Here is a 13,666-nt window from a genome sequence, read left to right as displayed (position 1 = left end):
GAGCGGACAGCAGAACGAACGACAGGGGGCGGACCGTGCGTCGCACCGTACTTGAGCAGTTTCCCGCCGGCGGCCCGCGGGGCAGTTGGCCCGCGGAGGAGTTCGCCGCGGCCCGTCGGGGCGAGGGGATGGCGGCGGAGGTCGTGATGGACCTGGAACAGGACGCGTTCCTGGTGGTCGTACCGCAGCAGTCCTCGGACCGGGGTCGCTGACGTCCGGCGGCAGGGAACGAACCGCTCCGGCCCAGGGACAAGGGTCAAGCGGTCGATCCTCCGGGGCGCGGCGTCATCTGTGCCCCGGTCACGGGCGGCCACCGCCTCGCCGGGCGCGTGCACGGACGGTGCACCGGTCGCCCTGCGGAAGGTGGTGCGCTCGACGACGAGCCGGCGGGACTTCTGCGGCTGCGGGCCATCGCCGAGGGCTACGGCGTATCACCCCGCCAGTCCCACTTGTTGGGATCCTCTGCCCGCGGCCCGTACTCTGCCCGGCCGCCCGCCCCGTAGGCACCGATCTCGGTGATCAGGGCGGAGCCGTCCGCCAGTGCCACCTTCGTCCAGCCGGTCACGTCCAGGAGCAGTCCGTCGAGCGGTCCGCCCACCAGCTCCCGGTAGACCCGCCCCGGCTGCGGGCCCGGATCCGGGTCGTCGTGATCGGCGCCGTACACCCGCCGCCGCATGATCTCGTCCATGCATGCAGGATCGCACCCGCCACTGACAACGTCCTCGGTGAGCGGCCGGTGTGACTCGATCGGCGGCACGTGTCCCCGGTTCGGGCGTCGATCCGCCGACAGCCACCGGAGCACCCGTCGGTGCGGCGGAGATACTCGGTATATGACAAGCCAACTTTTCGCGATCCGCTTCCACGCGCATCGGCCGACCGGTCTGGCACGGTTCTGGTCCGGTCTCCTGGGTGGGGAGTTGAGCACCGGTCCGGACAACGAGGCCGCGATCCTGCCCCTTGATCCCGCCGGGTTGCGCATTCGTTTCGTGCCGGGCCAGGAGCCGAAGACCGGCCGGAACCGTGCGCACTTCGACCTGACGAGCGCCTCCCCGGAGGATCAGCTGCAGACGGTGGCCCGGGCGCTGGAACTCGGCGCGAGACACATCGATGTGGGCCAACGCCCGGAAGACGGGCATGTGGTGCTCGCCGATCCGGACGACAACGAGTTCTGCGTCATCGAGGCCGGCAACAAGTTCCTCGCCGACACCGGCGTCATCGGAGCGCTGGCCTGTGACGGAACGCGGGAGGTCGGCTATTTCTGGAGCGAGGCCCTGCGGTGGCCGCTGGTCTGGGACCAGGACCAGGAGACCGCGATCCAGTCACCGCACGGCGGCCCGAAGATCACATGGGGTGGCCCGCCGGTGGCGCCGAAGGCGGGAACGAACCGGCTGAGCTTCGAGCTGGCTCCCCCCGCCGACGCCGACGTGGAGGCGGAGATCGACCGTCTGATCTCGCTGGGCGCGGTACGCGCCCATGCCGGCGAGGGCGAAGACGGCAGGGTGTTGCTGCTCGACCCCGACGACAACGAGTTCTCCGTACAGAGGCCGTGACGGCAGGGGTGTTGTGGGACGGCCTGTGCTCAACCGGCCGTCCGCCCGCGAAACGGACGGCCCCCTCAGCCGTGCGCCACGAACCGGCTCAGCCGGTACGTGGTCGGCTGCGCAAGGCGGCCGCACAGCGTGTCGATCCGGATCGTCGCCTCGTCGACCCGTGCCTCCCGAAGGCCGCACAGCCGCGCACGGAGCTCCGTCTGGCTTCCGGTCTCGAAGATGACTTCCCAGCGTCCCAGGTCCGGCGCCGTGCGAGCGGCAAGTCGGCGCCTCTCGGCTTCCTGACGCCGCCTCCTCTTCCCCTGTCCTGGCACCGGCCCAGAATCGCAGCTCGGTGCCGGCGCGGCAAGGGCGTCGTGACGGCACCCGCCCCCGCCCGACCCTCGGTCCTGGGGGCGCGACATACCCACGAGCCACACCTGATCCCCACACCTTGGTCACAAGTTCATCACTACCGGAACATCGTCCTCCCTCACCGCTCACGACGCGGCTAGCGTCGCCTCTCCACGCACTTCCAGGGGGGACCCATGTCGTACAACCCGCCGTCCAGTCAGCCGCCGCCGTGGGGGCAGCCCCCGCAGCCCACCGGCCCCGACCCGTACACGGGCCCCACACCACCCGCCCGCCGACCGGGGTGGACCAGGAAGCGGATCATCATTCCTGCGGCGATCGTCCTGTTCTTCATCGGCGTCGGCATGGGGGGTGCGGCGGACGACGGTGCCACGACCGAGAAGGCCGCCGCGGCAAAGCCCGCCCCCACCGTGACCGTCACAACGACCGCGACCGCGTCGGCCGAACCCGGGCCCGCGGTCACGGAGACCGTTACGGCCAGTCCGAAGCCGGCCCCCACCGTCACCAAGACAGTGACGGTCAAGGTCCCCGCCGCACCCGATTCCGGCACCTCCGGCGGCTCCGGCTCGGACGACGACGGCAGCGGCAGCGGCACCGAGGCGACGTACTACGCCAACTGTTCCGCCGTTCGGGCAGCCGGTGCCGCCCCCATCCGCACGGGAGACCCCGGCTACGACTCCCACCTCGACCGCGACGGTGACGGCGTCGCCTGCGAGTAGGAAGTACCGGAGCAGCCGGGCGCAGACGCGCGTGCCCGTGCTGCTTCCGCAGTCGCACCCGCACAGGAGCAGGCTGGAGGAAGCGGTTCGGAGCAGGCCGGCAACGTGTCGGCTCCGTACCGGCCGGCCCGTATGCCGGAAGGGGGTGCGGCGCCATGGCTCAGTTCATGGACCACGGGTGGACGGACATCACCGCCGACCAACTGATACAGGCCCATCAGGCCGACCTCGCGATCGAGAGGGAAGAAGGCGTCCGCTTCGAGAAGGCATGGGCGGATCCGTCGTCCGGCACCGTGAACTGCCTCTCCGCGGCGCCCTCGGCCGAAGCGGTCCAGCGCATCCACGCACGTGCCGGCCACCGGGCCGACGAGGTACATCCCGTCCCCCTTGCCACGTGACCGTCACTCCTCACCCCTTGCTGGACCCCAGCGTGAGTCCCGCGATGAAGTGCCGCTGGAGCAGCAGGAAGACGATGAGGGTCGGGAGCGCGACGATCACCGAGCCGGCGGCGAGCAGGTTGTAGTCGGTGAAGAACTGGCCCCGCAGGTTGTTCAGCGCAGAGGTGACCGGGAGTTTGTCGCCGTCGGAGATGAAGACCAGTGCCCAGAGGAAGTCGTTGTACATCCAGGTGAACTGGAGTGTTCCCAGGGCGGCGAGCGCGGGGCGGCACAGGGGCAGGGTGATCCGCCAGTACTGGGTCCAGACGCCCGCGCCGTCCACGACGGCCGCCTCCAGGATCTCCTGCGGGAGGGTCCGCATGAAGTTGGCCAGGACGAAGACGCAGAAGCCGAGCTGGAATCCGATCTGCACCAGGATGACGGCCCAGTAGGAGTCGAACATCGTCATCGAGTCGGACATCCAGTACGGCAGCGGGATGCGGTTGAAGACGACGTACAGCGGCGTGACGATCACCTGCTGCGGGAGCAGGTTCCCCGCGGTGAAGAGCATCAGCAGGACGAGCCCGCCACGCATCCTCAGCCGGGCCAGCGCGAACGCCACGAACGAGGCGAGGAACAGGGTGATGAGAACCCCGGGCACCGCGATGATCATGGTGTTGACGAAGTACTTCGTCATGCCCGAGTCGGTGAACGCCTGCCGGTAGTAGTCCAGCGAGAGATGGCGGGGCAGCGAGAAGTAGCCGTGCTCCGAGGTCTCGTCATAGGGCCTGAGCGATGCGTACACGGCGAGCAGCAGCGGGGCGAGGAAGGCGAGCGAGACCGTCATCAGGAAGGCGTGCACGCCGAGCCGGGCGGGGCGGATCCGGCGCCGGGACGTGGCGGGGGCGGGCCGCGCCGGACGGGTAGCGGCTGCTTGCGTGGTCATCGGTCCTTCTCCCCTCGGATCTCCTGGACCAGATACGTCACGACGAAGCCCAGGGAGACGACCAGCAGGACGACGGCGATGGCGGAGCCGAACCCGATCCGGCTGGCCTCACCGATGATGTTGTCGGTGACGAGCACCGAGAGCAGTTCCAGGCCGTTGCGGCCGTGGTTGACCGCGTAGACGATGTCGAAGGCGCGCAGCGACTCGATGACGGTGATGACGCCGACGATGACGTTGACCGGGCGCAGCGTCGGAAAGACGATGCGGAAGAAGGTCTGGGTCTCACTCGCCCCGTCGATCGCGGCGGCCTCCTTGAGGGAGGTGTCCACCGCCTTCAGCCCGGCGAGGTAGAGGATCATCACATAGCCGGTGTGGCGCCAGGCGGCGGCCAGCAGGACCATCCAGATGTTGAGGTCGGGATCCCCCAGCCAGTCGGTCGGTGAGGCGGTGTCGCCGACGATCGCGTTGAGGGCTCCCTGGTCGCGGGAGAAGACCAGCTGTGCGATGAAGCCGACCACGGCGAGGGAGAGCACGACGGGCATGTACAGGGTCGACTGGTAGAAGCGGCTGAAGCGGACGCCCTTGTCGATGAGTACCGCCAGGAGCAGCCCGAACGGTGTGGCGACCAGGCCGAGGAAGGCGAGCCAGAGCAGGTTGTGGCGGGCTGCCGGCCAGAACTGCGGGTAGTTCGTGAAGAGGTTCGTGTAGTTGCGCGTGCCGACCCACTCGATGTCGCCGATGCCGTCCCAGCTGGTGAACGACAGGACGACGGAGGCGAGGGTCGGCCCCCACACGATGGCGATGTCGAGCAGTACGGGTATGCCGAGCAGAGCGCCGAGCACGACGAGGTCGCGGCGGGTGAACCGTCGCGAGCCCCGTCGTCCGGTGCGCCGCCCCGAGATGAACGACACGGTCGGTACTCCCGGTTCAGTCCGAGGCGAAGATGGTCTTCTTCTGCCGTTCGATGTCGTTGACCAGGCCGTCCACGTCGTTCGGACTGCTGATGAACTTCTGGATCGCCTGGATCATGACCGTGGACGCGAAGTCCGGACGGGTGTCACGGTCCAGGAACTGGGAGATCTGCTTCGCCCCCGACACCAGCTCGACCGCTTTCTTCTGTATGGCGGAGTACTGGGAGGTGTCGGCCCGGTCGTTGACCGCGATGTTGTTCGGGTCGCTCTTGAGGTAGATGTCCTCCGCCTTGCCGGTGGCGAGCCACTTCAGCAGGTCCTTGGCGCTCTCCAGGTTCTTCTCGTTCTTGAGGCTCTTGGACTTCTTCGCCAGCAGGAACCCGTCGATGGGTGCCTCGACGGCGTCCTGGCCGTGCTCCGGGTTGATGACGGGGAAGGGGAAGAAGTCGAGGTCGTCCTGCTCGCCCTTGGGGAACTGGGACCCGGGGTGCGGCAGGCCGAAGACCGCCATCCCCGCCTCGCGCTTCTGGAGGCTGGTCGCCGCCTCCTGCCAGGTACGGCCGTTGGCGCCCTGCTGGCAGTACGGGAGGAGACGCCGCCAGGTGTCGAAGACCTCCCTGACCCGCTTGTCCGTCCAGGCTTCCTCGCCGGCCATCAGGCTCTTGTGGAACTCGTATCCGTTGGTCCGCATGTTGATGTAGTCGAAGGTGCCCATCGCGGGCCAGCCGTCCTTGTCGCAGAACGCGATGGGGTCGAGCTTGTCCCTCTTCATCTGCTTGGCGAGCGCCACGTACTCGTCCAGCGTCTTCGGCGCCTGATAGCCCCGTTCGGTGAAGAGGCTCTTCCGGTGGAAGACGGCCCACGGATAGTAGTAGTACGGCGTGAGGTACTGCTTGCCGTCCTCGCCGGTGGACTGGGCCTTCAGGGCGTCCGAGAATCCCTCGTAACCCTTCCAGTTGTCGCTGATGTCGTACAGCAGCCCCTTCTTGGCGAAGAACTGCATGCGGTATCCGGCGAACCACATGAAGACATCGTCGGGCTTGCCCTGGAGATAGCGGTTGATGTTCTCCTGAAAGGTGTTGTGGTCAACAGTGTTGACCTTCACCTTTCGGCCTTCGGACTGAGCCGCATAGGCCTTGAAGGCGTCGGCGAACGCCTTCTTCGGGATGGGGTCGGACGAATTCGAGCCCAGAGTGATTGTCTTGCCGTCACCGCCGGGGCCCCCTCCGCACGCGGTGAGCAGCGCGGGAAGCGCGACCGCGCCGGCCCCGGCCGCCGCGCCACGCAGCAGGCTCCGCCTCGACATCCGATGTCCCGCGACGCTGCCGGGCAGATCTGACCTGTCGTACGAGTGCGCCATGACCCCCTCCTCCGGAAGGCAACCCAACACAACCGAACGTGCGCTTGGATCTCACCTCCAACCAGCAGTGGCGTCAAGGGTTTTGACGAGATACCGAACAACCGGCACGCCCCCTCTTCCAACAGACTTCAACACGCTCTAACGTAATCGCTCGTCTTGGCGTGCACATGTCGCCACTCGATCCGGCACGAGTACGGAGGAACGTAACGATGCGTCATCTTCCAAGCCGTACAACCGGCGCAGGCCGCCGCAGAGTCATCGGAGCGCTGACGGCCGGCCTTCTGTGTGCGGCGGGAGCCACCGTTCCCGCCGCCGCGCAGGCCCCTCGCCCGGCCCCCGCGCCGACGTCCGGCACACACGCCGGGAACGGGCTCGCGCTCACTCCGCCCATGGGGTTCAACAACTGGAACTCGACCCATTGCCGGGCCGAGTTCGACGAGGCGATGGTCAAGGGGACCGCCGATATCTTCGTCGAGAAGGGGCTCAAGGAAGCGGGCTACGAGTTCGTCAATCTGGACGACTGCTGGGCGAAGCCGCAGCGTAATGCGGACGGCAAACTGGAAGCGGATCCGGTGCGGTTCCCGAACGGAATAAAAGCCGTTGCCGACTACGTCCACTCGAAGGGTCTCAAACTCGGCATCTACACCAGTGCGGGCACCAAGACCTGCGACAGTGTCGGACTTCCAGGCGCTCTCGGGCACGAGTACAGCGACGCGCGGCAGTTCGCGGACTGGGGTGTCGACTACCTCAAGTACGACAACTGCAACAACCAGGGCGTGGACGCGATAGAGCGCTATACGACCATGCGGGACGCACTGGCCGCCACCGGCCGTCCGATCGTCTACAGCATCTGTGAATGGGGCCAGAACCGACCCTGGGAATGGGCCGGGGAACTGGGCAACCTCTGGCGCACCACGGGCGACATCAACGACAGCTGGGGCAGCATGCTGTCGATCATGAAGCAGAACCTGCCGCTCGCCCCGGCCGCGGGTCCCGGCCACTGGAACGACCCCGACATGCTGGAGGTCGGGAACGGCGGGATGACGGACACGGAGTACCGCACCCACTTCTCCATGTGGGCGGTGATGGCAGCACCGCTGCTCATCGGTTCCGATCTGCGCACGGCAACGCCCGAGACGTATCGGATCCTCTCGAACCACGAGGTCATCGCCGTCGACCAGGACCCGCTGGGCAAGCAGGGCGTCGTGCTCTCCTCCGACGGCGGGCGCTGGGTAGTCGCCAAGGAGATGCGGGACGGCAGCCGGGCGGTGGCCCTGTTCAACGAGACCGGGAGTGCGCAGCGGATCTCGACGACAGCGGCTGCCGCGGGGCTTGCGCGGGCCGACGCGTACACCGTGCGCGACCTGTGGGCGCACACCACGCGCAACACGGCGGGCGGGCTCTCCGCGACCGTCCCGGCCCATGGCACGGTGATGCTGCGCGTCGCCGCCGACCGCCACTGGGCCGCCTATCCTCCGGCGGTCGAACCGGCCCTGGACGGAAGCCCACTGATGGAAGCGGGCCGCACGGCGCGGCTGACGACCACGGTCACGGATCTGGGCCGCACACCCGCCCTAAAGGTGTCGGCGGCGCTCACCGGCCCGTCCGGCTGGCGGATCACAGCCGATTCCGCGACCACGGCACCGGCCCTGCCGACGGGAGGGCGTCTCACCACCCGGTGGCGGGTCACGGCTCCGGCCGGCACGGCCACCGGTACGTACGATCTGACGCTCACCACGCGGTACCGCTCGCCCCCCGGGCGGTGGGTCGGGTCCACGGCGCCCTTCCAGGCCCATGTGGTGGTCGCGCCGCCGGCCGGCGGCGGCTACCTGAGCGATCTGCCGCAGCTCACCGCGTCCAACGGCTACGGGCCGGTCGAGAAGGACACCAGCAACGGTGAGAGCGCCGCCGGCGACGGCCGTCCGCTGACCATCGGCGGCGAGGTGTACGCGAAGGGGCTGGGCGTACACGCGGCCAGTGCCGTCGAGTACTACACGGGCGGCGCGTGCGACACCGTGACGGCGCGCGTCGGCGTCGACGACGAGAAGGGCGCCAAGGGAAGCGTGGCCTTCGAGATCTGGTCGGACGGCACGAAGGCGGCGTCGACCGGCGTCCTGACCAACGCCATGCCGGCACAGTCCGTCTCGGCGGACGTCAGCGGTGCGCAGGTTGTACGCCTGGTGGTCACCGACGGGGGCGACGGCGTCGACTCCGACCACGCCGACTGGGCGGACCTCCGCATCACCTGCTGAGGCCGCCCGCCCGAGGGTCCGGGTGGCGGCGTCCAACGCCGCCACCTGCCCGAAACCGCCGCAAAGCCCTAGACGGAGACCGCACCGTCCGCGCCCACACGCGCGGCGAAGGCCGCTGCCGCCGCGCCCACCAGCCCCGCGTCGTTGCCCATGACCGCCGGCGCCACGGTCAGCTTCTGGACGAACGACAGCGTCGCGTACCGCCGCAGGGCGTGGCGCAGCGGGGCGAACAGCACCTCGCCCGCCCCTGCCACTCCGCCGCCGACCACCGCGATGTCGATCTCGACCAGGGCGGCCGTCGCGGCGATGCCCGCGGCCAGCGCCTGTGCGGCCCGCTCGAACGAGGCCACGGCGACCGGGTCGCCGGCCCGGGCGGCTGCCGCGACCGCCGCCGCGGTCGCGTCACCGTCGGGACCGGGCCGCCAGCCGCCTTCGAGGGCACGACGGGCGATGTTGGGACCGCTCGCGATGCGCTCGACGCAACCGCGCGCCCCGCACGGGCACAGGTCGCCGTCGAGGTCGACGCTGATGTGCCCGATGTGGCCCGCGTTACCGCTGGGGCCCGGGTGGAGCGCGCCGCCGAGGACGAGGCCGCCACCGACGCCGGTCGACACGACCATGCACAGCGCGTTGTCATGGCCGCGGGCGGCGCCCATCCAGTGCTCGGCCGCGGCGATAGCGACGCCGTCGCAGACCAGCTCGACGGGCAGACCGCCGGTCGCCGCGCTCACTCGTTCCACCAGCGGGAAGTCCCGCCAGCCGGGCACGTTCACCGGACTGACCGTCCCTGCGGCCGCGTCCACCGGGCCCGCGCTGCCGATACCGACAGCCGTCGCCCGCCCCCACAGCGGTGACGTGGACAGTTCCGCCAGCACGTCGGCCACCGCCGCCATCACCGTCTCGCCGTCCTCACGGGCCGGCGTCGGACGCTGCACCCGTACGCGGAGCGTGCCGTCGCCGTCCACCAACGCCCCGGCGATCTTGGTGCCGCCGATGTCCAGCGCGGCGACGAGGTCGGTATGCATCGGTGTGGCTCCGTGGGTGAGGGGGGTGGGACCTGCGGCTTCGGTGAATAGTCTGCCCAGTCTCCATTCCGCTGACAACGTTGTCCAGGGCCTATGCTCGACGCCACAGCCTCCGGCCCCCTCGCGGCACCCTCCGCGGCCCACCCGGACAGCCAGCCCGCACACGACGACAGGACAGCACACCGTGGCCGAGACCGCCCGTCACCCCGAGCCCCGCTACGGCAACCGGCCGACCATGAAGGACGTGGCCGCCCGTGCCGGAGTGGGCCTCAAGACGGTCTCGCGCGTGGTGAACAGCGAGCCGGGCGTCACGCCCGACACCGAGCGCCGGGTCCAGGAGGCGATCGACGCGCTGGGCTTCCGCCGCAACGACAGCGCGCGCGTGCTGCGCAAGGGCCGCACCGCGTCGATCGGCCTGGTCCTGGAGGACCTCGCGGACCCCTTCTACGGCCCGCTGAGCCGTGCCGTGGAAGAGGTGGCCCGCGCGCACGGGGCCCTGCTCATCAACGGCTCCAGCGCCGAGGACCCGGAGCGCGAGCAGGAACTCGTACTCGCGCTGTGTGCGCGGCGCGTGGACGGACTCATCGTGATTCCGGCCGGCGACGACCACCGCTATCTGGAGCAGGAGATCAAGGCCGGCATAGCGACGGTCTTCGTGGACCGTCCGGCGGGCCGGATCGAGGCCGACATGGTGCTCTCGGACAGCTTCGGCGGCGCCCGCGAGGGCGTCGCCCACCTGATCGCGCACGGCCACCGCCGGATCGGGTTCATCGGTGACCAGCCGCGGATCCACACGGCCACCGAGCGCCTGCGCGGCTACCACACCGCCATGACCGACGCCGGGATCACGGTCGAGGACTCCTGGGTCTCGCTCGGCTCCACGGAGCCCGAGCGGGTCCGCGTGGCCGCCGAGACCATGCTCTCGGGCCCCGAACCCGTCACCGCCCTCTTCTCGGGCAACAACCGCGTGACAGTGACCGCGGTTCGCGTACTGGCCGGCCGGGAGCGGCCGGTCGCCCTGGTCGGCTTCGACGACATCGAGCTCGCGGATCTGCTCGGCATCACCGTCATCTCCCAGGACGCCGCGGCCGTCGGCCGCACCGCGGCCGAGCACCTCTTCCGACGGCTCGACGGCGCCGACCACACGCCGGCACGCGTCGAGCTCCCGACGAGGCTGATCCCTCGCGGTTCGGGCGAACTGCGCCCGGACTGAGCCGGGCGGCGGGGCTACGGCGCGGTGACGGTCAGTCCGCCCCGCCGCGGCGAGGCGAAGGCGTCCAGGTCCGCGCGGGTCAGTCCGGTCAGCCGGGCCACCTCCGCGGTGTCCAGGGCGCCGCAGTCGATGCCGCGCAGCAGGTAGCCGCTGAGCGCCTTGGCGGTGGCGGGTTCGTCCATCACATCGCCGCCCGACTTCGCCACGTAGGCGGCGAGCCGGGCCGCGGCCTGCTCCAGGCCCTCGCGGTAGAAGGTGTAGACGGCTGCGTAGCGGGTCGGGAGGTGGCCCGGGTGCATGTCCCAGCCCTGGTAGTAGGCGCGGGCCAGGGCGCGCCGGGTGAGGCCGTAGTGGAGCCTCCATGCCTCGTGGACCCGGGGGGTGGGCCCTACGGGCAGCACGTTGGTGGAGCCGTCGCAGACGCGTACCCCGGTGCCCGCGGCGGCCACCTGCATCACGGCCTTCGCATGGTCGGCCGCCGGGTGGTCGCTCGCCTGGTACGCGGCACTGACCCCCACACAGGCGCTGTAGTCGAACGTGCCGTAGTGCAGGCCCGTCGCCCGGCCCCGTGCCGCGTCGATCATGCGGGCGACGGCGGCGGTTCCGTCGGCGGCGAGGATCGACTGGCTCGTCTCGATCTGGATCTCGAAGCCGAGCCGCCCGGAGGGCAGGTCGTGGGCCTCCTCGAAGGCTTCGAGGAGCTGGACGAAGGCGGTGACCTGTTCGGGGTAGGTGACCTTCGGCAGGGTGAGCACGAGCCCGTCGGGGAGGCCGCCCGCCTCCATCAGGCCCGTGAGGAAGACGTCCGTGGTGCGGATCCCCCGGTCGCGTACGCCGGCTTCCATGCACTTCATCCGGATGCCCATGTACGGCGCCGCCGTGCCGTTCGCGTACGCCTCGGAGATCAGCCGGGCCGCACGGGCAGCGGCCTCGTCCTCCTCCGCGTCGGAACGGGGGCCGTATCCGTCCTCGAAGTCGATCCGCAGGTCCTCGACCGGCTCGCGGCTCAGCTTGGCGCGTACGCGGTCGTGGACGGGCCCGGCGAGCTCATCCGGGATGCCGAGCACGGCGGCGAGGGCGGCGGCGTCGGGGGCGTGCTCGTCGAGCGCCCGCAGCGCCTGGTCCCCCCAGGAGCGGATGGTGTCCGCGGTGAAGGTGTCCCCGGGTACGTAAACGGTGTGGACGGGCTGGCGCGTTCCGGGGTCGCCCGGATAGCGGCGGGCGAGTTCGGCGTCCACCGCCGTGAGGGAGGCGCTGATTCCGTCGCTGACCGCACCCGCGAGGCTCGTCGCCACCTTCTCCTGCTGACCCATTTCCGCACCCTCCGCACTCTCGTTGTTTCCGCTTCCCGGAATCAACAATCCGTATAGTGAAGTTATAAGGCCGGTGTACCCGCGTCAATGGTGATCGGAAACGGCCCGGGGCCGCACGGTGGGTTTCACCGTGCGGCCCCGGGCCTTCGGCCGTGCCGCGTCCTGTCCGGCGGGGTCAGCCCTTGCGGGTGGTGACCTCGTCGGTGAGCTGCGGGACGACGTTGAAGAGGTCGCCGACGACGCCGTAGTCGACGAGGTCGAAGATCGGGGCCTCGGCGTCCTTGTTGATCGCGACGATCGTCTTCGAGGTCTGCATGCCCGCCCGGTGCTGGATCGCACCCGAGATGCCGGAGGCGATGTACAGCTGCGGCGAGACGGACTTGCCGGTCTGGCCGACCTGGTTGGTGTGCGGGTACCAGCCGGCGTCGACCGCCGCACGCGAGGCACCGACGGCGGCACCGAGCGAGTCGGCGAGGGCCTCGATGATCGCGAAGTTCTCCGCGCCGTTGACGCCACGGCCGCCGGACACGACGATCGCGGCCTCCGTCAGCTCCGGACGACCCGTCGACTCACGCAGCGTACGGGAGAGGACCTTGGTGCCGGTGGCCTGCTCCGAGAAGGAGACCGTGAGGGCCTCGACGGCGCCGGCGGCCGGAGCCGGCTCGACCGGGGCGGAGTTCGGCTTGACCGTGACGACCGGGACGCCCTTGGAGACACGGGACTTGGTGGTGTACGAGGCGGCGAACGCGGCCTGCGTGGCAACCGGGCCCTGGTCACCGGCCTCGAGGTCGACGGCGTCGGTGATGATGCCGGAGCCGATACGGACCGCGAGGCGGGCCGCGATCTCCTTGGCCTCCGCGGAGGAGGGCAGCAGCACGGCGGCCGGGGACACCGCGTCATAGGCGGCCTGGAGGGCGTCCACCTTCGGCACGACGAGATAGTCGGCGAACTCGGGAGCATCGGCGGTCAGCACCTTGACCGCACCGTGCTCGGCGAGCGCGGCGGCGGTGTCCGCGGCACCCTTGCCCAGGGCGACGGCGACGGGCTCGCCGATGCGGCGTGCGAGCGTCAGCAGCTCCAGGGTGGGCTTGCGGACGACACCGTCCACGTGGTCGACATAGACGAGAACTTCAGCCATGGGACTTCAATCTCCTGCGTGTGCGAGGGAGTGCGGGGGGGCGGTGAGGGAACAGCCGGGGATCAGATGAACTTCTGGCCGGCCAGGAACTCGGCCAGCTGCTTGCCGCCCTCGCCCTCGTCCTTGACGATCGTGCCCGCGGTGCGGGCCGGACGCTCGGTCGCGGAGTCGACCGCGGTCCAGGAACCCGCCAGGCCGACCTCGTCCGCCCCGATCCCCAGATCGTCCAGGTCCAGCGACTCGACCGGCTTCTTCTTCGCCGCCATGATCCCCTTGAAGGACGGGTAACGCGCCTCACCCGACTGGTCGGTCACCGACACCACCGCCGGCAACGACGCCTCCAGCTGCTCCGACGCGCTGTCACCGTCCCGACGGCCCCGCACGACACCACCCTCGACCGAGACCTCCGACAGCAACGTCACCTGCGGCACACCCAGCCGCTCCGCCAGCAGCGCCGGAACCACACCCATCGTGCCGTCCGTCGACGCCATCCCCGAGATCACCAGGTCGT

General features: G+C 69.9%; 14 protein-coding genes. 6 read left to right on the top strand and 8 right to left on the bottom strand.

Annotated elements, in window-relative coordinates; all coding sequences use genetic code 11:
• The first annotated feature begins 35 nt into the window (after nt 1-35).
• Nucleotides 36-212, top strand: coding sequence for a hypothetical protein (locus ACFYPA_RS17725; protein ID WP_359087056.1), 177 nt, complete (start codon nt 36-38; stop codon nt 210-212).
• Nucleotides 213-421: 209 nt separating this feature from the next.
• Here the strand turns inward: ACFYPA_RS17725 and ACFYPA_RS17720 are convergent, their stop codons facing one another.
• On the bottom strand, nt 422-688 hold the full coding sequence (locus ACFYPA_RS17720; RefSeq protein ID WP_359087057.1) for a hypothetical protein: 267 nt from the start codon (nt 686-688) through the stop codon (nt 422-424).
• Nucleotides 689-830: 142 nt separating this feature from the next.
• Between ACFYPA_RS17720 and ACFYPA_RS17715 the strand changes: the two genes are divergently transcribed.
• The 3 genes from ACFYPA_RS17715 to ACFYPA_RS17705 all read left to right on the top strand — a co-directional run bounded on the left by ACFYPA_RS17715 (nt 831) and on the right by ACFYPA_RS17705 (nt 3,018).
• Nucleotides 831-1,550 carry a VOC family protein gene (locus ACFYPA_RS17715; protein WP_389132672.1) on the top strand — a complete coding sequence of 240 codons (720 nt, stop codon included), beginning with the start codon at nt 831-833 and terminating at the stop codon, nt 1,548-1,550.
• Between the two features lie 527 nt (nt 1,551-2,077).
• The gene (locus ACFYPA_RS17710) at nt 2,078-2,620 is read left to right on the top strand and encodes an excalibur calcium-binding domain-containing protein (protein ID WP_389132669.1); all 543 of its coding nucleotides are present in this window, start codon (nt 2,078-2,080) and stop codon (nt 2,618-2,620) included.
• A gap of 155 nt (nt 2,621-2,775) precedes the next feature.
• Entirely contained in the window at nt 2,776-3,018 is a 243-nt protein-coding gene (locus ACFYPA_RS17705) for an SCO4226 family nickel-binding protein (RefSeq protein ID WP_389132666.1), read from the top strand.
• Between the two features lie 10 nt (nt 3,019-3,028).
• On the opposite strand, the gene ACFYPA_RS17700 is transcribed toward ACFYPA_RS17705, so the two are convergent.
• The 3 genes from ACFYPA_RS17700 to ACFYPA_RS17690 are packed head-to-tail and all read right to left on the bottom strand — an operon-like array spanning nt 3,029 to nt 6,160.
• On the bottom strand, nt 3,029-3,943 hold the full coding sequence (locus ACFYPA_RS17700; protein ID WP_389132664.1) for a carbohydrate ABC transporter permease: 915 nt from the start codon (nt 3,941-3,943) through the stop codon (nt 3,029-3,031).
• Entirely contained in the window at nt 3,940-4,854 is a 915-nt protein-coding gene (locus ACFYPA_RS17695; protein ID WP_219573164.1) for a carbohydrate ABC transporter permease, read from the bottom strand. The genes ACFYPA_RS17700 and ACFYPA_RS17695 overlap by 4 nt, the downstream gene beginning before the upstream one ends.
• A 16-nt stretch (nt 4,855-4,870) precedes the next feature.
• Nucleotides 4,871-6,160, bottom strand: a complete 1,290-nt coding sequence (locus ACFYPA_RS17690) for an ABC transporter substrate-binding protein (RefSeq protein ID WP_359321086.1) — start codon at nt 6,158-6,160, stop codon at nt 4,871-4,873.
• A gap of 263 nt (nt 6,161-6,423) precedes the next feature.
• On the opposite strand from ACFYPA_RS17690, the gene ACFYPA_RS17685 reads away from it, so the two are divergent.
• On the top strand, nt 6,424-8,466 hold the full coding sequence (locus ACFYPA_RS17685) for an NPCBM/NEW2 domain-containing protein (protein WP_389132661.1): 2,043 nt from the start codon (nt 6,424-6,426) through the stop codon (nt 8,464-8,466).
• Nucleotides 8,467-8,534: 68 nt separating this feature from the next.
• Here ACFYPA_RS17685 and ACFYPA_RS17680 read toward each other — a convergent pair whose 3' ends face one another.
• Nucleotides 8,535-9,491, bottom strand: coding sequence for an ROK family protein (locus ACFYPA_RS17680; RefSeq protein WP_359087064.1), 957 nt, complete (start codon nt 9,489-9,491; stop codon nt 8,535-8,537).
• A 184-nt stretch (nt 9,492-9,675) separates the two neighbouring features.
• On the opposite strand from ACFYPA_RS17680, the gene ACFYPA_RS17675 reads away from it, so the two are divergent.
• On the top strand, nt 9,676-10,704 hold the full coding sequence (locus ACFYPA_RS17675; protein WP_359087065.1) for a LacI family DNA-binding transcriptional regulator: 1,029 nt from the start codon (nt 9,676-9,678) through the stop codon (nt 10,702-10,704).
• 14 nt (nt 10,705-10,718) lie between these two features.
• On the opposite strand, the gene ACFYPA_RS17670 is transcribed toward ACFYPA_RS17675, so the two are convergent.
• The 3 genes from ACFYPA_RS17670 to ACFYPA_RS17660 all read right to left on the bottom strand — a co-directional run.
• On the bottom strand, nt 10,719-12,017 hold the full coding sequence (locus ACFYPA_RS17670; protein ID WP_359087067.1) for a DUF6986 family protein: 1,299 nt from the start codon (nt 12,015-12,017) through the stop codon (nt 10,719-10,721).
• Nucleotides 12,018-12,192: 175 nt separating this feature from the next.
• On the bottom strand, nt 12,193-13,155 hold the full coding sequence (locus ACFYPA_RS17665; protein ID WP_389132656.1) for an electron transfer flavoprotein subunit alpha/FixB family protein: 963 nt from the start codon (nt 13,153-13,155) through the stop codon (nt 12,193-12,195).
• A 62-nt stretch (nt 13,156-13,217) separates the two neighbouring features.
• Nucleotides 13,218-13,666, bottom strand: a 449-nt coding sequence (locus ACFYPA_RS17660; protein ID WP_389132653.1) for an electron transfer flavoprotein subunit beta/FixA family protein, incomplete at its 5' end; no start/stop codon positions are given.

It is taken from the genome of Streptomyces sp. NPDC005775, assembly GCF_042871565.1.
Lineage (GTDB): Bacteria > Actinomycetota > Actinomycetes > Streptomycetales > Streptomycetaceae > Streptomyces.
Note: the sequence above shows the minus strand (reverse complement) of the source record. Positions and strands in the feature narration are given on the sequence as shown.